The organism is Streptomyces sp. NPDC093260 (assembly GCF_040683715.1).
Classification (GTDB): Bacteria; Actinomycetota; Actinomycetes; order Streptomycetales; family Streptomycetaceae; genus Streptomyces; species Streptomyces sennicomposti.
Genome location: NZ_JBFBEK010000013.1, coordinates 164058 through 190812, shown reverse-complemented (window position 1 = coordinate 190812; position 26755 = coordinate 164058). Strand labels below are relative to the sequence as shown.

The window sequence follows — 26755 nt, the reverse complement described above, 5'->3', positions numbered from 1 at the left end:
GTGATCGCGGGTGCCCCTGTCGTCGGCCCGTCTGTGCTGCGATCATGTGGCTGACGTGGCGGGTGCGGCCCGCACGGCCCGTAAGGACGCGCGGCGGCGGTCCCGGCTCCAGGGCCGTACCGGCCGCCGCCCGCCCGCCGCCGCCCGCCCGCTCGTCCGCGGGCACCCGAGCCGACAGGAGTTCCCATGGCCCTCGACGTCGACGCGATCCGCGCGCGGATACCCGCGCTGAAGTCCGGCTCCGCACGGTTCGACGCGCCCGGCGGCACCCAGACGCCCCAGCCGGTCATCGACGCCATCGCCGAGACCCTGTCCCGCCCGCTGGCCAACCGGGGCCGCACCACCGAGGGCGAGCGCAACGCGGACGACACCGTCGCCGAGGCCCGCGCCGCCCTCGCCGATCTCCTCGGCGCCGATCCGCGGGGCGTCGTGTTCGGCCGTAGCGCCACCCAGCTGGCGTACGACCTGTCCCGGACGCTGGCCAAGGGCTGGGGGCCGGGCGACGAGGTGGTCGTCACCCGGCTGGACCACGACTCGAACATCCGGCCCTGGGTCCAGGCGGCCGAGGCCGTCGGCGCCTCGGTGCGCTGGGCGGACTTCGATCCGGCCACCGGCGAACTGCGTCCCGAGCACGTGGCGGCGGTGCTCTCCGCGCGCACCCGGCTGGTCGCGGTCACCGCGGCGTCCAACCTGATCGGCGCCCGCCCGGACCTTCCGGCCATCGCCGCCCTGGCGCACGAGGCCGGTGCGCTGCTGCACGTGGACGCCGTGCACTACGCCTCCCACGCCGCCGTGGACCTGGCCGCCCTGGGCGCGGACACGCTCGTGTGCTCGCCGTACAAGTTCCTCGGTCCGCACCTGGGGGTGCTGGCGGCGCCGCCCGCGCTCCTGGAGACGCTGCGCCCGGACAAGCTGCTGCCCTCCACCGACGCCGTCCCGGAGCGGTTCGAGCTGGGCACGCTGCCGTACGAGCTGCTGGCCGGCGCCCGTGCGGCGGTGGACTTCCTCGCGGAGCTGGCGCCGGGGGCGGGCGCGACGCGCCGGGAGCGGCTGGTGGCCTCGTTCGCCGCGCTGGAGGAGCACGAGGACGGCCTGCGCGAGCGGATCGAACGGGGGCTGGCGGAGATCGGCGGGATCACCGTGTACTCGCGGGCCGCGCGGCGCACCCCGACCCTGCTGTTCACGGTGGCGGGCCTGCCGTCGGCCGAGGTCTCCCGGCAGCTGGCCGCCCACGGCGTCGACGCACCGGCCGGTTCGTTCTACGCGCTGGAGGCCTCACGGCGGCTCGGCCTGGGCGACGGGGGCGGCGTTCGGGTGGGGCTCGCGCCGTACAGCTGCGCGGAGGACGTGGACCGGCTGCTGGCGGCGCTGGACGCACTGGAGCGCTGAGCCGGGTACGCGCTCGAACGCAGAGCTGAGTGCGGACGGTCGCCGAGCTGAGCGCGGACGGTCACCGAGTGGGCGCCTCTCGACACTGAGCGGGGCGCGCTTCACCGCTGATGCGTCAATGTGCTAACCATGCGATTCACCCGTCAGGGTGAGGTTCCTGCTGGTGCCTGCCGGGACTTCCGGTCCTTTCGCGGCCGGGAGCCCGGTCCCGCCGCCGTCTCCCCTGTCGCAACGGCCTCCCGGATCGGGGCCACCTCGGCGACACGCCGTGCCCTTCCCCCGTATACGGCAGTGAAACCGGCCGAACGACATTGACCGAGTCCTTCACACGGTCGCTGTTCACCGCCCCGGCACCGAGGTTTGCTGAGGCACGCCGCCGTCCGACGGCCGCGCGGCCTCCGCGCCCCTCGCTCGGCGCACCCAACCGTTCGAAAGACAGGGGGACCTCATCATGTCCGTCCGGAAGACGCTCGCCCTGGTGGCCGGCCCGGCGCTGCTGGGCAGCGGCCTGACCCTGCTCGCCCCGGCGGGCAGCGCGCTCGCCACGCCGCAGAACACCGCCGCACCGGCCACGGCCACGCAGCACACCCGGCCCGCCGTCGGCCTGGAGTGCGGCCGGAACTGGCCGCACCACCAGTACCGCAAGGGCGGTGTGTCCGGGGCGTACACGGCCTTCCATCTGTGTTGGGACAACCGGCGCAACGCCCGGATCGACTACTCCTCGTCCTACGTCAAGGACACGCGGACGGACCGCCACAAGGCGTACGTCTACGTGCGGTACCAGAAGCTCGTCGACGGGCACTGGAAGCGGGAGTGGACGGGCCCGCTGGCCGGCGCCGGCCCGCGCAACGGCAAGACGAAGCACTTCCAGTGGGGCAACTCCTCGGTGCAGGGCGTGGCGGTGGCCGTCTGCGCCGGCACCAAGGCCCCGTGGCAGCGGGGCAGCCACTGCAAGGTGGTCTGACCGGCCGCGTACGGGTGTGACCGGCGCGTGCGGGTGTGACCGGCGGAGGCCGGTCTGATCCGCGCAGGCCGGTGCGACCGTTCGACGGCGGGCGGTTTCGGGCAGCGGCGCCGGGGGCCGCTGCCCGGATCCCGAGACGGGATTGCCGCCCGCCGTTACATGGTATTTACATGCATCTTATGCGCAGCTCCGAGACCCACACCGCCTCCGGCACTCCCACGGACGCCGACGGCCCCCCGCCCACCCACGGCCCCGCCCCGGCCGACCGTGCCGCGCGCCGGGCCGTCACCGTCTTCCCCGTCCTCGTCGTCGCCGCCGGGCTCGCCGGCCTCCTGTTCCCGGACACGTTCAGCGGCTACGGAACGGACGTGCCGTACCTCCTCGGCCTGGTGATGTTCTGCATGGGACTCACCATGTCCCTGGACGACTTCAGGGGCGTGGCCCGCCGGCCCTGGGTGGTGCTGCTCGGCCTCGTGGCCCACTACGTCATCATGCCGGGGCTGGGCTGGCTGGTGGCCCATCTGCTGCACCTCTCCCCCACCCTCGCGGCCGGTGTCATCCTCGTCGGCTGCGCCCCCAGCGGTACCGCATCCAACGTGGTCACCTATCTCGCCCGGGGGGACGTGGCCCTGTCCGTCTCGGTCGCCACCGTCTCCACCGTCCTCGCGCCGTTGCTGACCCCACCGCTGACGCTGCTGCTCGCGGGCCAGTACCTGCCCGTCGACGCCGGGTCGATGGTGACCGACATCCTCAAGACCGTGCTGCTGCCGGTGATCGCGGGGCTGGTGGTGCGTCTGGCGGCCGGACGGTACGTCCGCCGGGTGCTCGGCGCGATGCCGTGGCTGTCCTCCCTGGCGATCGCCGCGATCGTCACCGTGGTCGTCGCGGGCAGTGCGCACGCCCTCAAGTCCGCCGCCCTCACCGTGCTGCTGGCGGTCGTGATCCACAACGGCTGCGGACTGGCCCTCGGCTACGGCTGCGGACGGCTCGCCCGTCTCGGGCGGCCCGCGTCCCGTGCGATGGCCTTCGAGGTGGGCATGCAGAACTCCGGGCTCGCCGCCTCGCTCGCCACCGCGCACTTCAGCCCGCTGGCGGCCCTGCCCGCCGCCGTGTTCTCCGTGTGGCACAACATCTCCGGCGCGGTCGTCGCCGCGTGGATGGCGCGACGCACACCGGCCGACCGGGACTGAGACCTGACCCAAGACCTGTCTCGACACCTGAGCGAACCGGGCCGCGATCTGGTTGAACCGGGCCGGGGCGGGAAACCCGGTGCGGGACGCGCGGAGGCGTCCGGCTGAACGCCGGTCCGCGCGTCCCCTGCGGGCGTGGCACGCAACCGCCGTACCGCCCGGGAGCCGCCGCACCCCCTGGGAGGCAGGTCCGTGGTCGAACCGCAACCAGTGATCGCCCCGCCGGCCAGGTCCGCGCTGTTCCTCGTGTGCACCATCACCTCCGGCGGCGAGTCCGTCGTCCGGGATCTGCTCCCGGACCTGGCCGGGCTGAAGCGCTCGGTGGGGTTCCGGGCCCCGGAGGCGCAGCTCACCTGCGTCACCTCCATCGGCTCCACCGCGTGGGACCGGCTCTTCGCCGGCCCGCGCCCCCGCGACCTGCGTCCCTTCGTGCCGCTGACCGGCGCCCGGCACCACGCCCCGGCCACTCCCGGCGATCTCCTGTTCCACCTGCGGGCCCGTCGTATGGACCTCTGCTTCGAGCTGGCGCAGCTGATCGGCGAGCGGCTGCGCGGAGCGGCCACGGTGGTCGACGAGGTGCACGGCTTCAAGTCCTTCGACGAACGCGATCTGCTGGGCTTCGTGGACGGCACCGAGAACCCGGAGGGCGCCCTCGCGGACGAGTCGGTGTTCGTCGGCGCCGAGGACCCGGACTTCGCGGGCGGCAGCTACGTCATCGTCCAGAAGTACCTGCACGACCTCACCGCCTGGAAGGCGCTGTCGGTGGAGGAGCAGGAGAGGGTCATCGGCCGGACCAAGCCGGACAACATCGAGCTGCCGGACGACGTCAAACCCGTCGACTCGCACGTCGCCCTGAACACCGTCACCGACGAGAACGGCGACGAGCGCAAGATCGTACGGGACAACATGCCGTTCGGCCGGGTCGGGGACGGGGAGTTCGGCACGTACTTCATCGGGTACGCCCGGACGCCCGACGTGACGGAACAGATGCTGCGGAACATGTTCCTCGGCGACCGTCCGGGTGTGCACGACCGGATCCTCGACTTCTCCACCGCGGTAACCGGCTGCCTCTTCCACGCGCCGAGCGCCGACTTCCTCGACGACCCGCCGGCCGCGCCCACGGGCACCGTGGTGCTGGAGGGTTCCCTGGGGATCGGTGGCCTCAAAGGAGCCTGACCATGTCCACGCCCACGCCCTCCGCACCGAGCAATCTGCACCGCGAACTCGCCCCGATCACCGCGCCGGCCTGGGCGCAGATCGAGGACGAGGCCCGCCGGACCTTCCAGCGCAACGTCGGCGGCCGGCGCGCCGTGGACGTGACCGGACCCGACGGCCCGGAGCTGGCTGCGGTGGGCACCGGCCACCTCACGGGCATCGAGGCGCCGGCCGACGGGGTGGCCGCACGGCTGCGCCAGGCGCGGCCGCTGGTCGAACTGCGGGTGCCGTTCCGGGTCACCCGTGACGCCGTGGACGACGTCGAGCGCGGCGCGCAGGACTCCGACTGGCAGCCGGTCAAGGACGCGGTGCGCACCATGGCGTTCGCCGAAGACCGGATCGTCTTCGAGGGGTATCCGGCGGCCGGTGTCGACGGGCTGCGGGAGCGCACGTCCCATCCGGTGCCGGCGCTTCCCGAGCAGCCGCGCGCATACCCGGACGCGGTCAGCCGGGCGCTGACGACGCTGCGTCTGGCGGGCGTCGAAGGCCCGTACGCGCTGCTGCTGGGCGCCGACGCGTACACGGCGGTGAGCGAGACGTCCGACCACGGCTACCCGATCGCGGCACACCTGGGGCGGCTGCTGGACGCGCCGCCCGTCTGGGCGCCCGCGCTGGACGGCGCGTTCCTGCTGTCCACCCGGGGCGGCGACTTCGAGCTGCGCCTCGGCGAGGATCTCGCGATCGGCTACACCGCGCACGACGCGTCCGCAATCGAGCTGTACTTCCGGCAGACGCTGACGTTCCTGGTGTACACGGACGAGGCGGTCGTGGCGCTGCGGTGAGCGCGTGCTGCGGTGATTCGCGGGAGGGTATTGCTTTTCATTCAACTAAGCGGAACCCTGCATAAGTATATGCAGCGGTGAGTGCGCGCTCCTCCTCGCGCCGGTCGCGGCCGCCCGGGTTCCGGACGTCCGCGACCGGCGGCGTCCAGTGCCTCGAACCGCATCCGACCCGTCGGCCCCGGCCGACGCGCAGCAGGACGGAGCAGCTCGTGGCGCAGGCCATGGTCGAACGGCGGTCCATCGACGTCATCCCCGACGACGAACGCCACGGCACGGCGTTCTCGCAATTCACCCTCTGGCTCGGCGCCAACCTCCAGATCACCACGGTCGTCACCGGTGCGCTCGCGGTGGTCTTCGGCGGCGACGTGGTCTGGTCGGTGACCGCGCTACTGCTCGGCAATCTGGTCGGCGGCGCCGTCATGGCGCTGCACTCGGCGCAGGGTCCCCGGCTCGGCCTGCCGCAGATGATCTCCTCTCGGGCGCAGTTCGGCGTGCGCGGAGCGGTGGTGCCGCTGGTCCTGGTGGTCGTGATGTACATCGGCTTCTTCGCCAGCGGCTCGGTGCTCGCCGGGCAGGCGGTGGGCAAGCTGACACATCTCGGGCCGGTGCCGGGCATCGTGCTGTTCGCGCTGGTCACCGGGGTGATGGCGACCGTGGGCTACCGCGTGATCCACGCCCTGGGGCGGGTGGCGAGCGTGGTGTGCGCCCTCGCCTTCGTCTACCTGGGGATACGGCTCCTGGACCATGTGGACCTCGCCGACATGGCGCACCGGCACCACTTCTCGCTGCCGATGTTCCTGCTGGCCATGTCCCTGTCGGCGTCCTGGCAGCTGGCGTTCGGCCCGTACGTCGCCGACTACTCCCGCTATCTGCCGCGCACCACCTCCGCCCGCGCGACCTTCGGCTGGACACTGGCCGGCACGGTGCTGGGCGCGCAGTGGTCGATGACCTTCGGCGTGCTGGTGGCGGCCACCGCCGGGGCGGCCTTCGTGGACGACCAGGTCGGCTATGTGGTGGGCCTCGGCGGGACGGGGCTGATCGCCTCGTTCCTGTACTTCGTGATCGCGCTGGGCAAGCTGACGGTGAACGTGCTCAACACCTACGGCGGGTTCATGTCCATCGTGACCAGCGTGAGCGGATTCCGCGGTCAGCGTGTGCTGTCCCGGGGGGCCCGTACCGCGTACATCGCGGGCATCATGGCCGCGGGCACAGGGGTGGCGCTCGCCGGACGAAACTCCTTCCTGGGCTCCTTCGCCGACTTCCTGCTGTTCCTGCTGACCTTCTTCACCCCGTGGTCGGCGATCAACCTGGTGGACTACTACCTGATCTCCCGGGAGCGCTACGACCTGGCCGCGCTGAGCGACCCGAACGGCCGCTACGGCGGCTGGCGCTGGACCGCGCTGCTGGTCTACGGCATCGGCGTCGCCGTCCAGCTCCCGTTCCTCGCCACCAGCTTCTACACCGGTCCGCTGGTCGAACCCCTGGGCGGCGCCGACATCTCGTGGATCGTCGGCCTGGTCGTACCGGCGGTGCTCTACGGCGTGCTGGACGCCCGGCAGGCGGGGCGGGTGACGCGGGACGCGGGAGCGGCGGACCGGGCGAGGGTCAACTCCTGACCTGGGAACCGTCGTTCCCGGTGACGCGATCCACGGGTCCGACGCGGCGGACGCGGTGGACGTCCGGGACGCAGAGGTCGGAGACGGCCGTGACGACGATCAGCGCGGCGCAAGCCAGGAGCACGGCCCGGGTGTCCCGGACGTGCGCCGCGCGGGCCGTGCCGAGGTAGCCGAGGGGATGGCCGGCCACTCCCCGACGCCGTTCAGCGCGCCCATGCGATCCTGGTCGGCGACGGGCACGTGTCGCTGGAACGCGGCGCGGAACGCCATGGTGATCCGGCCGGGCTGGTTCGGCCGCTCCCCGTGCGGCACCGGCACCAGCGCGCGGACGGCGCAGTTGCACGCCCATGGCGAACTGCCGCTGGAGCGCGACTTCGTCGGCGAGTCCTTCCTCGGCAGCTCGTTCACCGGTCGCCTGGTCGCGGAGACCAGCGTCGGGCGAGCGGCCCGCGGTGGTCCCCACGATCACCGGACGGGCATGGCTCACCGGCACCGCCCGGTTCTTCCTGGACCCGGCCGACCCGTTCCCCCCGGGGGCTTCCTGCTGTGACCGCCGTCCCGGGCGCGAAGCCCCGACCTGAACACCGGTGGCGGAGGCGGCCGTTGACGCTGGCCAGCGGTGCAACGTGACATTGTAGGGTGAGGGGTTGCTGGGACGGCGCGCACGGAGGAACGACGATGCCTCATCTGGAACCGCGGGTGATCTCCGTCCCGGCCCATCTGCGCGATCAGGTCGCCGACGCGCTCCGCGCCGCCCTCATCGCCGGCGAACTCCGCCCCGGCGTCGTGTACTCCGCGCCCGCCCTGGCGGCGGAGCTGGGTGTGTCGGCGACACCGGTCCGCGAGGCGATGCTGGATCTGGCTCGGGAGGGCCTGGTCGAAGCGGTCCGCAACAAGGGTTTCCGGATCACCGAGATGACCGACCGGGACCTGGACGAGTTCACGGAGCTGCGCGCCCTGATCGAGGTCCCGACCGTGGGCCGGGTCACCGCGACCGCGGGCGTCGAGCGGCTGCAGGCCCTGCGGCCGCTGGCCGAGCGGATCGTGACGGTGGCGCGGCAGGGCGACGTGCTGGGCTATCTGGAGACGGATCACCGCTTCCATCTGGAGCTGCTGGGTCTGGCCGGCAACGACCGCCTGGTGGAGGTGGTGGCCGATCTGCGCAAGCGGTCGCGGCTGTACGGCCTGGGCAGTCTGAACGAGACGGGACGCCTGGTCGCCTCCGCCCGGGAGCACGTCGAACTCCTCGGCCTCATGGTGGCCGGGGACGCGCGGGCCGCCGAGGACTGCATGCGCCGCCACCTCGCCCACATCCGCAGCCTGTGGGCGAACGGCCACCAGGTCCCCGAGGACGACCAGCGGCCTGCCCTCCACCTCGACGGCCACCGCTGAGGCGCGGCGCCACCGCACAACTCGCCCGGGCGGTAGGGCGATCCACGTCCCCGGCCGTCCTCCACGACGGCGCTTTTCGGCCCGTATCGGGTTGCTGACGCAAGAAGAGTCACCCCCTTCGGTCCGGACCCCAAATTCTGCTTATGATTCGACGCGTGTTCGATTCACGGCACATCAGGACGTTCCACGCGGTGGTGCAGGCCGGGACGTACTCCGGGGCCGCCACGGTGCTCGGCTATACGCAGCCGGCGGTGACCCAGCAGATGAAGGCGCTGGAACGGTCCGTGGGCAGCCCGCTGTTCATCCGGGTGGGCCGGCGGATGCGGCTGACGGAGGCCGGCGAGACCCTGGCCCGGCACGCGGAGGCCATCCTCGACAGCCTGTCCGTGGCCGAGGAGCAGGTCACGGCGATCACCCGGCTGCACAGCGGCCGGGTGCGAGTGTGCGCCTTCCCCAGCGCCAGCGCCACCCTCGTCCCCGAGGCCCTGGCCCTGCTCGCCGCCGACCATCCCGGGATACGGGTGAAGCTCCTGGAGGACGAGCCACCCGACTCGCTGCACCGACTCGCGCGTGGCGAGTGCGACATCACGCTCGCCTTCACCTACCCCGGGCTGCGGGAGGCGGTGCCGGACGAGGTGGTGGAGGTCCCGCTGCTGGAGGATCAGCTCACGGTGCTGATGCCGGTCGGCCATCCGCAGGCCCGGCGACGGTCGGTGCGGCTCGCCGACTTCACCGGCGAGCGCTGGATCGCCGGGTGCGCCCGCTGCCGTACCCGTTTCCTGCACGAGTGCGCCGAGTTGGGATTCGCGCCCGACATCGCCTTCACCACCGACGACGGTCTCGTCGTGCAGTCACTGGTCGCCGAGGGTCTGGGTGTGGCCCTGACGCCGAGCCTCGTGCTGTCCTTCCTCCGGCTGGACCGGGTCGCCGGCCGCGTTCTGGAACCGGCCTTGCGCCGCCGGATCTCGGCGTACGTCCTGCGCGAGCATCTGCGCATCCCGGCCACCGCCCTGGTGATCGACACGCTCAAGGCGGTCGCCGCACGCCGCGTCGGCTGCTGAGCCGCCCCGCGCGCCCACGGGTCCCGGGGCCGCCACCCGCACACGTATCCATAAGCAGGGCTTGGGCACGGCAGAAGAAACCGTCGTTGGACGCACAGGTCCCCGAGGCCGGACGCTGCCGACATGACCGCTTCCGAAGCCCAGACGCGTACGGCGGTGACCGCTCGCCTGGACCGTCTCGTCCACGAGGTGAGAGAGACCGTCGGGCTCTGCCTGCCACCCGACCGCACCGCGCACCTGGTCGGCGAACGCCTCGCTCCGCACCTCGGCGCCGCCGATCTGCTGACGGACCGTCAGCGCGAGGGCGACCCCGGCCACTACCGCCAGCACATCCTGCACGCCGAGCCGGACGGCAGCTTCTCGATCGTCTCCCTGGTGTGGCTGCCCGGCCAGCGCACCGCCATCCACGACCACGTCTCCTGGTGCGTCACCGGCGTCCACGTGGGCCGTGAGCACGAGCGCCGTTACGCGCTCGTCCCCGGAGACGGCGGCCCCCGCCTCGTCGCCACCCGGGACGCCGTCAACGAGCAGGGCGAAGTGTGCGGCTTCGCGCCGCCCGGGGACATCCACCGGGTCTGGAACGCGGGCGAGGAAAAGGCGATCTCCCTGCACATCTACGGCGCCGACATCACCCGCCTGGGCAGCAGCGTCCGCCGCGTGTACGAACCGCCGGCCGGCCAACGGTGACCGGCCGCGACACGACGACCACGGCACGCACCCGGCCGGAACCCGCCGCCGCGGCGGCCCCCCGCGCGCCGGGGTGGGCTCCGGCGGCCGCCGTCCGCGGCAAGCTGCCCGGCCTCGCGGTGGCCGCCGTCGGGGTCGCCCTCGCCTGGACGGCGCACCGGGTGCTGCCCGCGGTGCCCCTGCTCACCGCCGCGATCGTGCTGGGCGCCGCCGCCGCACACCTGCCGGGGCCGCGCGCCGTCGTGCGGGGCGTGGCGCGTCCCGGACTGTCCTTCGCCGGGAAACGCCTGATGCGGGCCGGTGTCGTGCTCCTCGGGCTGAGCGTCGGTCTCGGCGACGTGCTCGGCCTGGGCTGGGGGACCGTGGCCATGGTGCTGGGCACCGTCGCCGCGACGTTCGGCGCGACGGCGTGGCTGGGCCGCCGGATGGGACTGCCCGGCGACCAGCCGCTGCTGATCGCGACCGGCTACGCCGTCTGCGGCGCCTCCGCCATCGGCGCGATGAGCGAGGTGTCGGACAGCGAGGAGGAGGACGTGGCCACGGCGGTGGCGCTGGTGACGCTGTGCGGCACCCTCGCCATCGTCGTACTGCCGTTGCTGCACCAGCCGTTGGGGCTGGACGCCACGCAGTTCGGGCGCTGGGTGGGGGCCGGGGTGCACGACGTGGGCCAGGTGGTGGCGACCGCGCAGACCGCCGGACCGACCGCCCTGCGCGAGGCCGTCCTCGTCAAACTGATGCGGGTGGCGATGCTCGCTCCGCTGGTCGCGGCGGTCGGTCTGTCCCTGCGCCGGGCGGGCGGTCCGGCGCAGACCCTGCCGGACGGTACGGCGCACACCTCGCCGGACGGTGCGCGCGGTACGCGGCGGCCCCCGATCGTGCCCCTGTTCGTCGTCGGCTTCCTCGCGATGACCGCGCTGCGCTCCACGGGCCTGCTCCCGCAGCCCGTCCTCACCGCCGCCCACCAAGCGCAGGAACTGCTGCTCGCCGCCGCGCTCGTGGGCCTGGGCAGCGCGGTCCATCTGCCGTCCCTGGTGCGCGACGGAGGCCGGGTCGCGGCGCTCGGCCTGTGCTCGTGGCTGGTCATCGCGGGTGTGTCGTACGGCGGCGTCCTGCTGACGACGTGAGCCGGGACGCCCTGGTCGCCGGCCGGGGCCGCGGTGTGGGCGGTGTCAGCAGTCCAGCGGTGGGAGGTCGGCCAGGCCGGTCTCGCGCAGGATGCGGTCGACGGTGGCCGTGAGGCCGCTGTCCGCACCGACGACGGTCTCCGCGCCACCGGGCAGCAGGTCAAGCGACCGGTACCACTCCCGCAACTGCGTCTCGGTGACCACGTCGGCGATCGGCTTGGTCGCGTGCCGGACGAGTGTCTCCTCGAACGGCACGTGCAGGTAGTAGCCGTGGGTGTGACCACGGTGGTCGGCCCGCAGCCGGGCCAGCATCCCGCCGTAGCGGTCCGCGCTGAGGATGCCCTCGACCACCACGTGGTACCCGGCGTCCAGGGCGTAGCGCGCGGTCAGTTCGATCAGGCCGATGTTGGCCGCGCCGGGCCGGTCGCGTTCGCGCAGCACGACCCGCCGCAGATTGTCCTGCCCGACCAGAGCCAGCCCCCGCCCGAACCTCTCCCGCAATCCCGCAGCGACGGACGACTTCCCCGAGGCGCTGTTGCCGCGCAGCACGATCAGCCGAGTGTGTTCGGCGCCCACCATCACGCGGGGAAGACTAGCGGCCGGGACGCCGGAGCCCTCGGGGAAGTCCCGAAAGGGTGACTGCCCCGGCGCCGGAGTGGGCGGCCCCGCGCCCGGGCGGGGGCCGCCCTGGTCAGCGCCGAGGGCGGCGAGGGCCTTCGCGGTCAGCGGCCGGCGAGGAGTTCCAGGGTGTCGATCACGCGGTTGGAGAAACCCCACTCGTTGTCGTACCAGGCGACCACCTTGACATGGCGGCCGTCGACACGGGTGAGCGCCGAGTCGAAGATCGAGGAGGCCGGGTTGCCGGTGATGTCCGAGGACACCAGCGGGTCCTCCGAGTACTCGAGGACGCCGGCGAGCGGTCCCTCGGCAGCGACGCGGTACGCCTCCAGCACGTCCTCGCGTGTCACGTCGCGGGAGACGGTCGTGTTCAGTTCCACGATGGAGCCCACCGGCACCGGCACACGGATCGAGTCGCCCGACAGCTTGCCGTCCAGGTTCGGCAGCACCAGGCCGATCGCCTTGGCCGCGCCCGTCGTGGTCGGCACGATGTTGACGCCGGCGGCGCGGGCGCGGCGGGCGTCGCGGTGCGGACCGTCCTGGAGGTTCTGCTCCTGGGTGTAGGCGTGCACGGTGGTCATGAACCCGTGCTCGATGCCCGCCAGCCGGTCGAGCACCGCGGCCAGCGGCGCGAGCGCGTTGGTCGTGCACGACGCGTTCGAGATCACCGTGTGCGCCTCGGGGTCGTAGGCGTCGGTGTTGACGCCGTACGCGAGCGTGACGTCGGCGCCGTCCGAGGGCGCGCTGACGAGCACCTTGCGCGCGCCCGCGTCGAGGTGTGCGCGGGCGGCCTTGGCCGAGGTGAAGCGGCCGGTGGCCTCCAGGGCGATGTCGACGCCGAGATCGGCCCACGGCAGCCGCGCCGGCTCGCGCTCGGCGAGCACCTTGATCCGGCGGCCGTCCACGACGAGGGTGTCACCGTCGACGGTCACCGGTCGACCGAGCCGGCCCGCCGTGCTGTCGAAGGCGAGCAGCCGCGCGAGAGCGGCGGGCTCGGTGAGGTCGTTGACGGCGACGATCTCCAGCTCGCTGTCGCGCTCCAGCAGGGCGCGCAGCACGTTGCGTCCGATGCGGCCGAATCCGTTGATGGCGATGCGGGTCATGAATGGTGTCCCTTCTGGCTGGTTCTCTTCCAAGATCGCGCGCCGCGCCGGTCCGGGACAGCGGCGTGAGTGCCAGGGTCCGCAAGGATCTCGCCACACGTGCACCCCCGAAGGATCCCGTCACGCGTCGCACCCGCCGGGAGAAGGCGCGCGCGGGAGGCAGTTCCGCACACCCGCCGGAAGCAGCCGCAGAAGCCGGTCCGCACGCCCACCGGAAGAAGCCGCGACGGCCGCTCCTCACTCCCCGCGTGCGAAGGTCCGCCGGTACTCGCTCGGTGTCGTCCCGAGGATGCGCTGGAAGTGCAGCCGCAGATTCGCCCCGGTGCCCAGACCGACGTCCGCCGCGATCTGCTCCACGCTCCGCTCGGACCGTTCCAGCAGCTCACGGGCGAGATCGATCCGGGCTCGCATCACCCACTGCATCGGCGTGTACCCGGTGTCCTCCACGAAGCGCCGCGAGAACGTGCGCGGCGACACCGCCGCATGCCGGGCCAGCACGTCGAGGGTCAGCGCCTCACCGAGCCGGTGCAGCGCCCACTCGCGGGTGGCGGCGAACCGTTCGCCGAGCGGTTCGGGCACGCTGCGCGGCACGTACTGCGCCTGGCCTCCGCTGCGATACGGCGCGGCGACGAGCCGCCGCGCCGCGTGGTTGGAGGCGGCCACCCCGAGGTCGCCGCGCAGGATGTGCAGGCACAGGTCGATGCCGGAGGCCGCGCCCGCCGAGGTCAGCACGCTGCCCTCGTCCACGAACAGGACGTTCTCGTCCACCGCCACCGAGGGGTGTTTCGCCGCGAGCGCCGCCGAATAGTGCCAGTGGGTCGTGGCGCGTCTGCCGTCCAGCAGGCCGGTGGCGGCCAGTGCGAAGGCGCCCGTCGAGATCGCGGCGAGCCGCGCGCCCCGCGCGTGGGCCGCGAGCAGCGCCTCGACCACGGCCGGCGGCGGATCGTCGCGGTCGGGGAACCGGTAGCCGGGGATGAAGACCAGGTCCGCCCACTCCAGGGCGTCCGGCCCGTAGGCCACGTGGTACGACAGCCCGTCGCCGCCGGCCACCAGGCCGGGCGCGGGCCCGCACACCCGTACCTCGTACGGCATGCTCGCCCGCGTGGTGAACACCTGCGCGGGAATCCCCACGTCGAGCGGCTTCGCACCCTCGAGCACGAGAACGGCGACACGGCGGAGGGCGGAGGCGGACACGGGACCAGGGTACGCGGGCACCGTGGCACGCCCGGCCGGACGGGCCGGTCCCGGCGGCCCGCCCGACCCGGCAGGTCACGCGCACCCGGTCCGCTCCCGGGCCGGCCCCGCCCCGCACGCCCCGGACCACCTCTCCGCACGCTTATTGACAGCCACCCCACCAAGCCCTATCAATATGGGAGCGCTCCCACGGTTAACCCGGCACCACCCCGGGAGTGCCCGCACGCAGCACGTCCCGCCGACCTCCACGCGACGAAGGTGAGAACCGCCGTGCACGCTGCCGAACCGCACGTCCGCAGATCGACGGGCCGGCCGGCCCGGCCGCTGCTGCGCGGCCAGGGACCCGGACGCCGGGCCCTGGCCGCGGGGGCGCTGACCGCCGCCCTGCTGGCCACCGCCGGCCGGCTGCCCGCCGCCGCGGCGCCCGCCCCCGCCGACACGACCGCCGTCGACGTCACCGTCAACGCTGATCAGGGTCTCGGCACCATCCCGGACACCGCGTTCGGGCTCAACAGCGCGATCTGGGACGCGCACATGAACACCCCCGACACCCAGGACCTGGTCAAGGCCGCCGGCATCGGCATGCTGCGCTATCCGGGCGGCAGTTACGGCGACATCTACCACTGGCAGACGCACACCGCGCCCGGCGGCTACGTCGCCCCCGGTACCGACTTCGACTCCTTCATGGGCACCGTCCGGAAGGTGGGCGCCCAGCCGATCCTGATCGCGAACTACGGTTCGGGCACCCCGGAGGAGGCGGCCGGCTGGGTAAAGTACGCCAACGTCACCAAGAAGTACGGCGCGAAGTTCTGGGAGGTCGGCAACGAGCTGTACGGCAACGGGCACTACGGCTCCGGCTGGGAGACCGACGAGCACGCCGACCGCTCCCCCGCCGCATACGCGCACGGCGTCCTCGACTACATCTCCGCGATGAAGGCGGTGGACCCGACGATCAAGGTCGGCGCGGTGCTCACCACGCCGGGCAACTGGCCGGACGGCGTCGTGGCGGACGGCGACGGCGCCGACTGGAACCACACCGTCGTCCCGCTGGTCGCGGGCAAGGCCGACTTCGTGATCGTGCACTGGTACCCGGGCGGCTCGGATGCGGCAGGCATGCTCGACACGCCCGCGCAACTGGCGGGCGAGCTTCAGCAGTTACGCGCCGAACTGGACGCGGCTGGCGCGGCGGACACCCCGATCGCGCTGACCGAGACCAACTCCAACGTCCTGATGGACACCCAGCCCAACGCGCTGTTCGCCGCCGACACCTATCTCACCGCGCTCGCGAACGGAGTGTTCACGGTGGACTGGTGGGACACCCACAACGGGGCCGGCACCATCTCCACCGCCCCGGACGGGGCCACCGACTACGGCGACATGGGCCTGCTGTCCAGCGGGGGTTGTACCGGCTCGGTCTGCGAGCCGCCCGTCAACACGCCCTTCCCGCCCTACTACGGCATCCAGATGCTCAGCCACGCCGGCCGTCCCGGCGACCAGCTGGTCAACGCGGCCACGGACGACGCACTGGTGAGCGCGCACGCCGTACGGCAGGCCGACGGGGACCTGAGCGTGCTCCTGATCAACAAGGACCCCTCGGCGGCGCACACCGCGAACCTGCGGCTGAGCGGTTACACGGCGGACGGCTCGCCCGCCGACGTGGCGGTCTTCCGCGACCGGGGGTCGGCCGTGGAGACCGGCACCGGCGACGGCTCCGCGCAGACCCTGCCGCCCTACTCGATCACCACCGTCACCCTGCACCCCAAGAGCGGCACCACGTCCCCTCTGGGCGCCCCGCGGTCCCCGAAGGTCGCCTCCGTCACCGACACCACCGCGGTCCTGTCGTGGGCGCCGTCCACCGGCGGCACTCCGGTCCGCTACGAGGTGTACCGGCAGCAGGGCACCACCAGTGAGCTGCTGAGCGGCACGAGCGCCACCTCGGCGACCGTGCGCAACCTGACCCCGGGCACCACGTACACGTTCAATGTGCTGGCCCGGGACGCCGACGGGCGGCTGTCGCGCGCCTCGGACCCGGTCACGGTACGCACCACCTCGCCCGCCGAGTCGACCTGTCAGGTGGCGTACCGGCTCACCGGCGGCTGGGGCAACGGCTTCAACGCCGAGGTGACGGTCACCAACACCGGTCCCAACCCGATCGACGGCTGGACCCTCGCGTACTCGTTCCCGGACAGCGGGGTCTCGGTGACGGGGTACTGGAACGCACAGGTGAGCCAGTCCGGCCGGCACGTGATCGCGACTCCGGTGTCGTACAACTCCAGGCTGGCCGCGCACGGCGGCAACTCGGTGTCGTTCGGCTTCACCGGGGCCAACTCGGGGGCGGATTCTGCGCCTACGGTGTTCACCCTCAACGGGACAGTGTGTACGACGACTTGAGTCACGTCCGGCGGGGCGGGGGCGTGGCCCCCGTCCCGCCGCGTTCGCTCAGTCCGTCGGCGTCGCGGCTGCCTCCTTCTCGCCGGTGACGATGCGGCGGATCGTCTCCAGCGGCAGCTTCGGCGAACCGTCCGGGAAGAGCAGGCCGTTGGTCTCCTGCGCGGTGTCCATGAACTGCGTGTAGCAGAAGCCCGAGACGACGGGGCTGGAGCGCAGCGCGGCGAACAGGTCGCCCAGCAGCGCCGCGTACTGGGTGTCGGAGCTGGTCCGGGTGTAGGAGAAGTCGTCCTCGTCGGCGCGCAGCGACAGACCGCCGAACTCGGTGATCATCAGCGGGGCGTCGCCCGCGGTGTACCGCTCGGTCTGCCGCCGGGTGACCGCCAGCGCGCGTCCCTGCGGGCCCGGGCCGGCCAGCACCGTGCCGAAGGCGGCGGCGTCGCCGTAGCGGCGGGTGAGCTCCTCGGGGTCGGAGGAGTAGTCGTGCACGCCGAGGATGTCGCTGTCGGTGTGCTCCCAGCCCTCGTTGGACAGGACCGGGCGGGTGGGGTCGAGGGCGCGGGTGAGGTGGGCCAGGGCCAGGGAGTAGTGGCGCTGCGCGGGGTCGTGCGGGATGTCGGAGGCGCCCCAGCTCTCGTTGACGGGGACCCAGGTGACGATCGAGGGGTGGCTGCGGTCGCGCCGGACCAGCTCCAGCCACTCTCGGGTGAACAACTCCACGGCGTACGGGCCGAATTCGTAGGCGGCAGGGGCCTCGCCCCACACCAGCAGGCCCAGCCGGTCCGCCCAGTACAGGAAGCGGGGGTCCTCGGCCTTCTGGTGGATGCGTACGGCGTTGAAGCCCATGGCCTTGATCAGCTCCACCTCGCGGCGCAGCTCGTCGGTGCCGCTGTTGGCGAGCAGGGTGTCGGTGCGGTAGCCCTGGTTGAGGACCGAACGGACGTAGTAGGGACGGTCGTTGAGCAGGAAGGCGCCGTCGCCGACGCCGGTGCTGCGCAGTCCGACGTAGCTGTCGACCGTGTCGAGGACGGTGCCGGCGCCGGGGTCGCGCACGGTGACGCGGGCGTCGAGCAGGGTGGGCCGCTCGGGGCTCCACAGCAGGTCCTCGCGGTCGATGCCGTTGCGCAGCGCGGGGACGACGAGGTCGATGCGGCTGCGCGGGGTGCGGACGGTGGTGGTGCTCTCGGCCAGCACGACGCCGTCGTGGCTCAGCACGATGTCGACCGCGAGCCCGGCGGCGGGGACCTCGGCCACGGTGATCTCGGCGAGGACGCCGCGCGCGGGGTCGGGTGTCCAGGCGAGGTCGGTGATGTGCGCGGCGGCGACCGTCTCGGTCCACACGGTCTGCCAGATGCCGGTGGTGCGCTCGTACCAGACGGCGTGCGGCCGGTCCTGCCAGTCCTGCTTGCCGCGCGGTTGCGCGAGGTCGGCGGGGTCGTCCTCGGCACGGACGACGAGGACGTGCTGGTCGGCGCCGGGGCGCAGCGCGTCGGTGACGTCGGCGGTGAACGGGCTGTGCCCGCCGATGTGTTCGGCGACCAGGCGGCCGTCCAGCCAGACCTTGGCCCGGTGGTCGACGGCCCCGAAGTGCACCAGGGCCCGGTGGCCGTCGCCTGCGGCGAGCAGGTCGTGCGGGACGTTGCGGCGGTACCAGACCACTCGGTGCGGGGTGGTCTCGCCGATCCCGGAGGCGGGGGCCTCGGGCGGGAACGGGACGGTGATCCGCCGGTCGAAGGCGCCGGCGGCGTCCTCGGCGTACCACGCCTCGCGCTCGCCGGCACCGGTGTCGTCGTAGGCGAAGTCCCAGACGCCGTCGAGGCTCTGCCACCGCTCCCGGCGCAGGATCGGCCTCGGATACGTCCCGTCCTGCTCGCTCGCGCTCACGAGTCCTCCTTCTGCCGGATCCGGTATGCCAGGAACATGGGGGCATGCCGGGTATCGGCGCTGATCGGCGTTTTCAGAATCGAAGCCCTGCCATCATGAGTGATCGTTTGCATCGATGCAAGGCCCAGTGGAAGGTGCGAGGGAGGGCGTGGCCGACTGCCCGTGCCGCGGGTGCGGCAGACTCAGAGGGCCGACTCGACGGGAAGGAGCCCCAGTGGCCAGGGTGCGGATGCGGGATGTGGCCGAGCACGCCGGCGTCTCGGTGCGGACGGTGTCGAACGTGGTCAGCGGCTATCCGCACGTGAGCCCGGAGACCCGCGCCAAGGTGCAGCGCTCGCTGGACGAGCTGGGATACCGGATGGACTACCTGGCGCGCGGCCTGCGTTCGGGGCGGACCGGGTTCATCGCGCTGGCGGTGCCGTTCCTCGCCGAGCCGTACTTCGCGGAGCTGGCCCAGGCGGTCATCCGGGCGGCCGGCCGGCGCGGGATCACGGTGCTGGTGGAGGCGACGGCGGGAGACAGCGAGGTGGAGCGCCGCATCCTCGACGGCGGTCTGACCAATGTCGCCGACGGGGTGCTGCTGAGCGCGCTGACCGTGCCGGCGGCCGACATCGGGGCCCGCACACCGGACTTCCCGCTGGTCATGCTGGGCGAGCACAGCGTCGGGGATCAGTTCCCGCGGATCGGCATCGACAATGTGGCGGCGGCCCGCACGGCGGTGGAGCACCTGGTGGAGCAGGGCTGTCGCCGAATCGTCGCGCTGGGGCAGAACGGCAGCGAGAACGGCCGCCAGCGCACCGAGGGCTACCAGCAGGCGATGTCGGCGGCCCGGGTGCGGCGGGTGAACTGGCTGGTGGTGCCGGTCGAGGACTGGACCCGGGAGCAGGGTTACGCGGCGGTGCGGGAACTGCTGGAGGGCGACGGCCCGTTGCCCGACGCGGTCTTCGCTTTCAACGACGCGCTGGCCGTCGGCGCGCTGCGGGCGCTGGACGCCTCCGGGGTGCGGGTGCCCGAGGACGTGGCGGTGGTCGGCATCGACGACATCCAGGAGGCGGCGTACACCCACCCGCCGCTCACCTCGATCGCGCCCGACCTGGACGTGATCGCCGAACGCGCGCTGGCCCTGCTGGAGGAGCAGACGGGGAAGTCCGGGGCGGCGCAGGAGCCCGGGACGCCGGTCGCCGCCGTGCAGGAGGCGACGCCGTTCCGGCTGGTGGTGCGCGAGTCGTCGCGGTGGCGGTCGGCGGGGCGGTGAGGTGACGGCCGGCGGGGCGGTGCGGGGAGGTGCGGCTACGGGCGCGCCGCGGGCAGGGCGCGCACCCGTGGGCCCGCTCGCGGCGCACCCGCGCTGACGTGGGCTTCCGGCTTCTTCGAGGCAACCTATTGCATCGTTGCAAATCGTGTGCCAAGGTCTGCGCCATCGAGTTCACATCGAATTAACGAGGTGAATACCCCCATGAGCGGAGCGATGGCACGCCGTCGGTTTCTGGCCCTTGGCGGTGGTCTTGCCCTGACCGGAGGGCTCGCGGCGTGCTCCTCCCCGCTCGCGTCCGGTCTCACGGGCTCGCAGCCGAACACCGCGGACGTCATCTTCTGGAACCTGTTCACCGGCGGTGACGGGGCCAACATGGTGCTGATGGAGGACGCCTTCCGCAAGGCCAATCCCGGCACGACGGTCGAGGCGACCATCCTGGGCTGGGGCAACCCGTACTACACGAAACTGGCACTGGCCACGGCGAGCGGCACGCCCCCGGACGTCGGCATCACCCACCTGTCCCGGCTGCCGCTGCTGGCCGCCTCCGGGCTGCTGGAGCCGATCGAGCGGACCGGGGCGAGCGAACTGGGTGTGACCGAGGACCGGTTCACACCCGCGGCCTGGAAGAAGGCCACCGTGGACGGCACCGTGTACGCGGTCCCCCTGGACACCCACCCCTTCGTCCTCTACTACAACGTGGACCTGGCCAGGAAGGCCGGGCTCCTCAACGCGGCCGGCGACGGCCTGGTCCCGCTCAAGGACAAGGAGGACTTCCTCGACGCCGTGAAGGCGATGAAGGAGACGGCCGGCGCGCAGTACGGGGCGGTCATGTCCATCACCGCGGACCCCTCCACGGCATGGCGCTACTTCAGCATGATCTACTCCGGTCTGGCCGGGCCGGTCGTCACGGACTCCGGGACGAGGATCGACCTCGACGACGAGGCGGTCCAGGAGACGGTCTCCTTCATGCAGAGCCTCACCGCCGGCGGCCTGATGCCGAAGAACCTCACCGGTTCCGGTGCGAACGCCCTGTTCAGCACGGGCAAGGCCGGCTTCCTCTTCGACGGCGAGTGGCAGATCCCCTCCTACCGGCTGGTCAAGGGCCTGCGCTTCAACGTGGTGCCTTTCCCGGCGCTCCTCGGCGCGAAACCGGTGGCGTACGCCGACTCGCACGCGCTCGTCGTCCCGCGCAGCGCCAGGCGTTCGGACGCGCGCACCCGCACCGCGGCGAAGTTCATCAAGAGCCTCCTCGACCACAGCGCCGTATGGGCCGAGGGCGGGCACATCCCCGCCTGGCTGCCCACCCAGCGCAGCAAGGCGTTCCTCGACCAGTCGCCGCAGCGCAACTACGTCCAGGCGGCCTTCGACGCGCAGTACGACCCGGTGGCCTGGTACACCGGCGCGGGCTCGGACTTCCAGAACGTCGTCGGCGGAACGATCATCGAGGCCCTCGCCGGGCGGGTCTCGCCCAAGGGCATGGCCTCGCGCATGCGCTCCGACCTGAAGCGCTACACCACGGCCCGACCGCCGGTCACGATGAAGTAGGAGGCAGTCACCATGACGACCGTCGTCTCGACGCGACCGGCGCCCACGGCGTCCACAGCGGCCCCGCCGGCCGACCGGCCGGCCCGCTCCGAGCGCCGGGCCGGTGCGCTGCTCACCGCCCCCTTCCTCGTGATCTACCTGCTGTTCCTGATCGGCCCGCTGCTCGTGGGCGTGGTCCTGAGCTTCTTCAACACCACCACCGTCAAGAGCGGGCTCGGTGACTTCGTCGGCCTGGCGAACTACCGCGAGGTGATCACCGACTCCCTGTTCTGGGACGCCATGTGGCACTCGGTGGTCTTCACCCTGCTGACCACGCCCCCACTGGTGGTCCTCGCCCTGGTCGTCGCGATCCTCGCCTCCCGGATGCGGCGCGGCAGGGTCTTCTACCGGATCGCCTTCTTCGCGCCGTACGTCGTGCCGTCGTCCGTGGTCGCGCTGATCTTCCTGTGGATGTACACCCCGCAGATCGGGCTCCTGCCGAAGCTCTTCGGCGCGGTGGGGCTGCCGGTGCCCGACTTCATCGGCAGCACCTCGGGCGGCTGGACCGCGGTGACGCTGATGACCCTGTGGTGGACGTTCGGCTTCAACTTCGTCCTCTACACGGCCGCCATCCAGGACGTCCCGCCGGACGTGTACGAGGCGGCGGCCATCGACGGGGCGAGCCCCTGGCAGCAGATCCGGCACATCACGGTGCCCCTGCTCGGCCGCACGACCAGCCTCGTCCTGATCCTCCAGATCCTGGCGTCCCTCAAGGTCTTCGACCAGATCTACCTGCTCCTCGGCGGCGGTCCGAACCAGTCCACCCGCCCGGTCATCGAATACATCTACGACACCGGTTTCACCTCGTACCGGGGTGGCTACGGCGCCGCCGCCACCATGGTCTATTTCGTCGTCATCGTCGCGGTATCGGCGGCCTGGTACGGACTGCGGCGCCGGCGCGCCGGCAGCACCGCGGTCTGAGCGGAGGACCTGACCCATGACCACCCTCACCACCCAGCCCACATCCACCGGGCAGCGGAGCGCACCGGCCGTGAACGGCGCCAAGCTCTTCAACCGCCTCTGCGCCGTGTGTCTGACCCTGTTCGCCCTGATCTGGCTGGTGCCGTTCGCCTGGGCGCTGATCACCTCGCTGCGCTCGGACGGCTCGATCACCCAGAACCCGACCTCGCCGTTCGCCGGCGGCTGGTCCCTGCACGCCTACTCCTACGCGTGGGACAACTATCCGATCGGCACCTGGTACCTCAACAGCCTGGTCATCTCCACCCTCGCCGTCGTGTTCACGGTGGCCTTCTGCTCGATGGCGGGCTTCGCGCTGGCCTTCCTGCGCTACCGCGGCCGGGCCGTGGTCATGGCGCTGGTGGCGGCGGGGCTGATGCTGCCGAGCGAGGCGCTGGTGCTGCCGCAGTTCATCGAGTACCGCTCCTTCCATCTGCTCGGCACCTTCTGGGCCCTGGTCCTTCCCTCGGTCGCGGCGCCGGTCTCGGTCTTCGTCTTCCAGGCGTTCTTCCGCGGCATCCCGATGCCTTTGATCGAGGCCGCGCGCATCGACGGCGCGAGCTGGTGGCGGGTGTACGCGACGGTGTGCATGCCGATCTGCCGCCCCGCCCTGTCCACGGTCGCGATCCTCACGTTCATCACGTCGTGGAACTCCTTCCTGTGGCCCCTGCTGGTCCTCAACCAGACCAAGTCGCAGACGATCCCGGTCGGGCTGGCCTCCCTGGTGAACAACACCAACATCCAGTACGCCGAGGTCATGGCCTCCTCCGTCCTCGGCTTCCTCCCCCTGATCGCGGTCTTCCTGGTCTTCCAGCGCCAGATCGTGCAGGGGATCGCCACGACGGGGATCAAGTAGGTGTGAGGCTCCCCGTCGGTCCGCGCCGTGATCTGCTTCCGGTCACGACGCATGACGACGGGGAGCCGAGATCATGACCGCCCACAGCGCACACGCCTCGCACTGCTGCGAGGCGATGGCCGCCCGCGTGAACACGCACTGCGACCAGCACGACGCCCCCTTCAGCTGCCCGGACGCGCTGATCGACTTCAGCGCCAGGTTCCAGGAGTACGGGCTCGTCGTCCACGACGGCGGCACGTCGAGCATCACCATCGAGTTCTGCCCCTGGTGCGGACGGCGCCTCCCCGAGTCGCAGCGGGACCGCTGGTTCGACGAACTGGAACGCCGCGGGATCGACCCGTGGGAGGACGAGATCCCTCCGGAGTTCGAGGACGCCGGCTGGCTCACCGGCCCGGCCGCCTGCGAAGGACCGAAGGCAGGCGCCGACTGAGCTGGTACGTCGGAGATCCGTGCGGCCCAGAGGCGCGGGTGTCGCTCATTGACAACACCCGCGAGGGATTCTGATACTTGACACACCGTCAACAGCGAGCGATGTCCGCCGCCGTGGGTCTTCCGCCGACCGCATGTCGCCTCCGCGCGACGGCACCGCTCCACCCCCCCCATCTCGCCGACGCCCTTCCGCTGCCGACGCCTTCCGCTGAGGAGCAGGTGCCCGTGCGCCACTTCGATCTCGTAGTGATCATCGTCTATCTCGTCGCGATCGCCTGGCTGGGTCTGCGGCTGTCCGGGCGGCAGAAGTCCGCGACGGAGTACTTCGTCGGCGAAGGCCGGATGCCCTGGTGGACGGTGTGCTTCTCGGTGGTGGCCACGGAGACCAGCGTCCTCACCGTGATCAGCGTCCCCGGCGGCGCCTACGGCGACCAGGCCTTCGGCAACGTCGAACTCGCCCTCGGCTACGTCATCGGCCGCGTCGTCGTCGCCACGCTGCTCATCCCGCTCTACAAGCGGGGCGGTTTCGTCAGCGCCTACGCGTATCTGGGGGACCGGTTCGGGCCGCGGCTGCAAGGGCTGGCCTCCGTCACCTTCGTGGTCACCCGGCTGCTCGCGGAGGGCGTCCGCCTGTTCGCCTCCGCCATCCCGATCAAGCTGCTGCTGGACGAGCTGGGCGTCGGCGCCGACTACCGGACGATCACCGTCGCGATCACCGCCGTCACCGTGCTCTACACCTATCTCGGCGGCATCAAGGCGGTCATCTGGACCGACGCCGTGCAGATGCTGCTCTACCTCGGCGGCGCCGTCCTCGCGATCGCGGTGCTGTCCGGGCACGTCGGGACCCAGGGTTTCGGCGACGCGCTGCACAGCGGCCGTCTCCGGGTCTTCGACACCGACTTCTCCCTCAGCCACGTGCTCACCAACTCCTTCGCCCTGCCGACGGCGATCCTCGGCGGCGCCGTCTTCGCCATGGCGAGCCACGGCTCGGACCAGCTGATCGTCCAGCGCATCCTGTCCACCCGCTCACTGCGCGACAGCCAGAAGGCGATGATCGGCTCGGGTGTCTTCATCACCGTCCAGTTCGCGGCGTTCTCCCTGGTCGGCGCGCTGCTGTGGGCGTACGACGAAGGGCGGAGCTTCACCGATCTCGGGCTGCGCAGCTCGGACGATCTCTACCCCGACTTCATCCTGCACGGCCTGCCCGTCGGCGTCTCGGGCCTGCTGGTGGCGGGCATCCTGGGCGCGGCGATGGGCTCGCTGTCCTCCGCGCTGAACTCGATGTCCAACTCCACCGTCTCCGACCTGCTCCGCACCCTCCTCAGACGCGCTCCCACCGAGGAGACGACACTGCGGCTGGCACGGGCGGCGACGCTGGTCTGGGCGGTGCTGATGGCGGTCTTCGCCTGCGCCTTCAGCACCAGCACGGGCAATGTCTACCTCACCGGCCTGACCATCGCCGGCTACACCTACGGCGCCCTGCTCGGTGCGTTCCTGCTCGGCCGTCTCGTCCAGCGGGCCAACGAGGCGGACTCCCTGGTGGCGTTCGTGGTGACGGTGGCGGTGATGACGTATGTCGTACGCGGCGTGAGGATCGACACCCAGGTCGCGGGCGCGACCGTGGCCGCCGGGATCGCCGCGCAGTGGCTCGTGCCGATCGGTGTCGTCCTCACGCTGGCCGTGGGCGGCACGATGAGCCTCTTCCACCGGCCGCCGGCAGTCGTCCCGGCGACCGGTGCCGACGGCGACGAGCCCGGTGAAGCCGGCGCGACCAGCGCGGCCGACGGGACCGAGGGGACCGAGCCGCAGAGCGCCCCGTCCCGCTGAGCCGCCCCGCTCCAACCGGCCCCTCCCCGGGAGACAGCATGCGCGTGATCGGCCTCATGTCCGGCACCTCCTACGACGCGATCGACACGGCTGCCGTGGAACTCCACATCGACGGCGATGAGTTGGTGATGTCCCTCCTCGGCGCCCGCAGCCTGCCCTGGTCCGGGGAACCGCGCCACAGCATCGGGGCCGTCCTGCCGCCCGCCACGACGACCGTCGAGGCCGTGTGCCGGCTGGACACGCTCATCGGCCAGGCCTTCGCCGACGCCGCGGTGGACGCCGTGGAGACACTGTGTTCGGGGGCCGCCGATCTGGTGGTCTCGCACGGGCAGACCGTCCACCACTGGGTCGAGGACGGGACAGTCCGCGGCACCCTCCAACTCGGCAGCCCCGCCTGGATCGCCGAGGTCACCGGCCTGCCCGTGGTCTCCGACCTGCGCAGCCGCGATGTCGCCGCCGGCGGCCAGGGCGCTCCGCTGGTCAGCGCGGTCGACACGTTGCTGCTGCGCGGCCGGCCGGGTGTGGCCGCCGCCCTCAACCTGGGCGGCATCGCCAACGTGACCGTCGTCCCCCACGCCGCCGCACCCGTCGCCTTCGACACCGGCCCCGCCAACGCGCTGCTCGACGCCGCCGTACGGCACTTCACCGAGGGCGCCCGCCACTACGACGAGGACGGGCGCGGCGCGGCGGCGGGCCGGGTGGACGCCGGGCTGCTGGCCCTGCTGCTGGACGAGCCGTACTACCGGCGGCCCGCGCCGAAGACCACCGGCAAGGAGCTGTTCCACCTGCCGTACCTGCTGGCCGCGCTCGCCGCCCGGCCCGTCACCGAACTCGTCGACGTACTGGCCACGTTGACCCGGCTCACCGCGGTGACCGTCGCGGACGCCTGCCGCGCCCACGGCGTCACCGAACTCGTCGTCTCCGGTGGCGGGACGCGCAACCCGGCGCTGATGCGCGCGATCGGCGCCGAACTGCCCGGCGTACGGGTCCTCACCAGCGAGGCCGTGGGACTGCCGGCCGTCGCGAAGGAGGCGCTCGCCTTCGCCGTGCTGGGTTTCCTGACCGTGCACGGGCTGCCCGCCACGGTTCCCTCGTGCACCGGCGCCCGGCACGCCTCCCTGCTCGGCAGCATCACCCCCGGCCGCACACCCCTCGGCCTGCCCCCGCCGGCCGCCGTCGCACCGACGCGGCTGCGGATCGTCCCCGCCCGGTGACTCGGCACCTCAACCACCCACTCCGT

Annotated in this window: 23 protein-coding genes and 1 pseudogene; 19 read left to right on the top strand and 5 right to left on the bottom strand. The window is 72.2% G+C overall.

Annotated elements, in window-relative coordinates; all coding sequences use genetic code 11:
* The first annotated feature begins 186 nt into the window (after nt 1–186).
* The 6 genes from AB0N63_RS18935 to AB0N63_RS18910 all read left to right on the top strand — a co-directional run bounded on the left by AB0N63_RS18935 (nt 187) and on the right by AB0N63_RS18910 (nt 7156).
* A complete protein-coding gene (locus AB0N63_RS18935) occupies nt 187–1389 on the top strand; it encodes a cysteine desulfurase-like protein (protein WP_365530123.1) in 1203 nt (400 codons plus the stop codon).
* Nucleotides 1390–1840: 451 nt separating this feature from the next.
* On the top strand, nt 1841–2353 hold the full coding sequence (locus AB0N63_RS18930) for a hypothetical protein (protein ID WP_365530122.1): 513 nt from the start codon (nt 1841–1843) through the stop codon (nt 2351–2353).
* 179 nt (nt 2354–2532) lie between these two features.
* Nucleotides 2533–3543, top strand: a complete 1011-nt coding sequence (locus AB0N63_RS18925) for a bile acid:sodium symporter family protein (protein WP_365530121.1) — start codon at nt 2533–2535, stop codon at nt 3541–3543.
* 192 nt (nt 3544–3735) lie between these two features.
* Nucleotides 3736–4719: a Dyp-type peroxidase gene (locus AB0N63_RS18920; RefSeq protein WP_365530120.1), complete on the top strand. Its 984-nt coding sequence runs from the start codon at nt 3736–3738 to the stop codon at nt 4717–4719.
* 2 nt (nt 4720–4721) lie between these two features.
* Nucleotides 4722–5540 carry a family 1 encapsulin nanocompartment shell protein gene (locus tag AB0N63_RS18915; protein ID WP_365530119.1) on the top strand — a complete coding sequence of 273 codons (819 nt, stop codon included), beginning with the start codon at nt 4722–4724 and terminating at the stop codon, nt 5538–5540.
* A gap of 221 nt (nt 5541–5761) precedes the next feature.
* Entirely contained in the window at nt 5762–7156 is a 1395-nt protein-coding gene (locus AB0N63_RS18910; protein ID WP_365530170.1) for a cytosine permease, read from the top strand.
* On the opposite strand, the gene AB0N63_RS18905 is transcribed toward AB0N63_RS18910, so the two are convergent.
* Nucleotides 7146–7346: a hypothetical protein gene (locus tag AB0N63_RS18905; RefSeq protein ID WP_365530118.1), complete on the bottom strand. Its 201-nt coding sequence runs from the start codon at nt 7344–7346 to the stop codon at nt 7146–7148. The genes AB0N63_RS18910 and AB0N63_RS18905 overlap by 11 nt on opposite strands.
* A 66-nt stretch (nt 7347–7412) precedes the next feature.
* Between AB0N63_RS18905 and AB0N63_RS18900 the strand changes: the two are divergent.
* The 5 genes and pseudogenes from AB0N63_RS18900 to AB0N63_RS18880 form a co-directional block, all read left to right on the top strand.
* Nucleotides 7413–7737 (top strand): annotated as a pseudogene (locus tag AB0N63_RS18900) (proline racemase family protein); the annotation flags it as partial.
* 97 nt (nt 7738–7834) lie between these two features.
* Nucleotides 7835–8548 (top strand): GntR family transcriptional regulator, encoded by a 714-nt coding sequence (locus AB0N63_RS18895; protein ID WP_365530117.1) that lies wholly within the window; start codon nt 7835–7837, stop codon nt 8546–8548.
* A gap of 155 nt (nt 8549–8703) precedes the next feature.
* Nucleotides 8704–9609: a LysR family transcriptional regulator gene (locus AB0N63_RS18890; protein WP_365530116.1), complete on the top strand. Its 906-nt coding sequence runs from the start codon at nt 8704–8706 to the stop codon at nt 9607–9609.
* A 123-nt stretch (nt 9610–9732) separates the two neighbouring features.
* On the top strand, nt 9733–10296 hold the full coding sequence (locus tag AB0N63_RS18885; RefSeq protein WP_365530115.1) for a cysteine dioxygenase family protein: 564 nt from the start codon (nt 9733–9735) through the stop codon (nt 10294–10296).
* Nucleotides 10293–11420, top strand: coding sequence for a putative sulfate exporter family transporter (locus tag AB0N63_RS18880; RefSeq protein ID WP_365530114.1), 1128 nt, complete (start codon nt 10293–10295; stop codon nt 11418–11420). Before AB0N63_RS18885 ends, AB0N63_RS18880 begins: the two co-directional genes overlap by 4 nt.
* A gap of 45 nt (nt 11421–11465) precedes the next feature.
* Here AB0N63_RS18880 and AB0N63_RS18875 read toward each other — a convergent pair whose 3' ends face one another.
* The 3 genes from AB0N63_RS18875 to AB0N63_RS18865 form a co-directional block, all read right to left on the bottom strand.
* Entirely contained in the window at nt 11466–11999 is a 534-nt protein-coding gene (locus tag AB0N63_RS18875; RefSeq protein WP_365530169.1) for an AAA family ATPase, read from the bottom strand.
* Between the two features lie 143 nt (nt 12000–12142).
* Nucleotides 12143–13141 carry a type I glyceraldehyde-3-phosphate dehydrogenase gene (gene gap, locus AB0N63_RS18870; RefSeq protein ID WP_365530113.1) on the bottom strand — a complete coding sequence of 333 codons (999 nt, stop codon included), beginning with the start codon at nt 13139–13141 and terminating at the stop codon, nt 12143–12145.
* Nucleotides 13142–13378: 237 nt separating this feature from the next.
* Nucleotides 13379–14335 carry a helix-turn-helix domain-containing protein gene (locus tag AB0N63_RS18865; protein ID WP_365530112.1) on the bottom strand — a complete coding sequence of 319 codons (957 nt, stop codon included), beginning with the start codon at nt 14333–14335 and terminating at the stop codon, nt 13379–13381.
* 270 nt (nt 14336–14605) lie between these two features.
* On the opposite strand from AB0N63_RS18865, the gene AB0N63_RS18860 reads away from it, so the two are divergent.
* Entirely contained in the window at nt 14606–16726 is a 2121-nt protein-coding gene (locus tag AB0N63_RS18860; protein WP_365530111.1) for a cellulose binding domain-containing protein, read from the top strand.
* Between the two features lie 48 nt (nt 16727–16774).
* On the opposite strand, the gene AB0N63_RS18855 is transcribed toward AB0N63_RS18860, so the two are convergent.
* A complete protein-coding gene (locus AB0N63_RS18855) occupies nt 16775–18607 on the bottom strand; it encodes a glycoside hydrolase family 2 TIM barrel-domain containing protein (RefSeq protein ID WP_365530110.1) in 1833 nt (610 codons plus the stop codon).
* A gap of 229 nt (nt 18608–18836) precedes the next feature.
* Here AB0N63_RS18855 and AB0N63_RS18850 point away from each other — a divergent pair, with 229 nt between their 5' ends.
* The 7 genes from AB0N63_RS18850 to AB0N63_RS18820 all read left to right on the top strand — a co-directional run bounded on the left by AB0N63_RS18850 (nt 18837) and on the right by AB0N63_RS18820 (nt 26729).
* Nucleotides 18837–19862: a LacI family DNA-binding transcriptional regulator gene (locus tag AB0N63_RS18850; protein WP_365530168.1), complete on the top strand. Its 1026-nt coding sequence runs from the start codon at nt 18837–18839 to the stop codon at nt 19860–19862.
* A 201-nt stretch (nt 19863–20063) separates the two neighbouring features.
* A complete protein-coding gene (locus AB0N63_RS18845; RefSeq protein WP_365530109.1) occupies nt 20064–21407 on the top strand; it encodes an extracellular solute-binding protein in 1344 nt (447 codons plus the stop codon).
* Between the two features lie 12 nt (nt 21408–21419).
* Nucleotides 21420–22367, top strand: coding sequence for a sugar ABC transporter permease (locus AB0N63_RS18840; RefSeq protein WP_365530108.1), 948 nt, complete (start codon nt 21420–21422; stop codon nt 22365–22367).
* Between the two features lie 16 nt (nt 22368–22383).
* Nucleotides 22384–23259: a carbohydrate ABC transporter permease gene (locus AB0N63_RS18835; RefSeq protein ID WP_365530107.1), complete on the top strand. Its 876-nt coding sequence runs from the start codon at nt 22384–22386 to the stop codon at nt 23257–23259.
* A 73-nt stretch (nt 23260–23332) separates the two neighbouring features.
* Entirely contained in the window at nt 23333–23689 is a 357-nt protein-coding gene (locus tag AB0N63_RS18830) for a hypothetical protein (protein WP_365530106.1), read from the top strand.
* A 224-nt stretch (nt 23690–23913) separates the two neighbouring features.
* Complete coding sequence (locus tag AB0N63_RS18825; protein ID WP_365530105.1) at nt 23914–25515, top strand: sodium:solute symporter; 1602 nt, start codon at nt 23914–23916, stop codon at nt 25513–25515.
* A 38-nt stretch (nt 25516–25553) separates the two neighbouring features.
* Nucleotides 25554–26729: an anhydro-N-acetylmuramic acid kinase gene (locus tag AB0N63_RS18820; protein ID WP_365530104.1), complete on the top strand. Its 1176-nt coding sequence runs from the start codon at nt 25554–25556 to the stop codon at nt 26727–26729.
* Nucleotides 26730–26755: the final 26 nt, after the last annotated feature.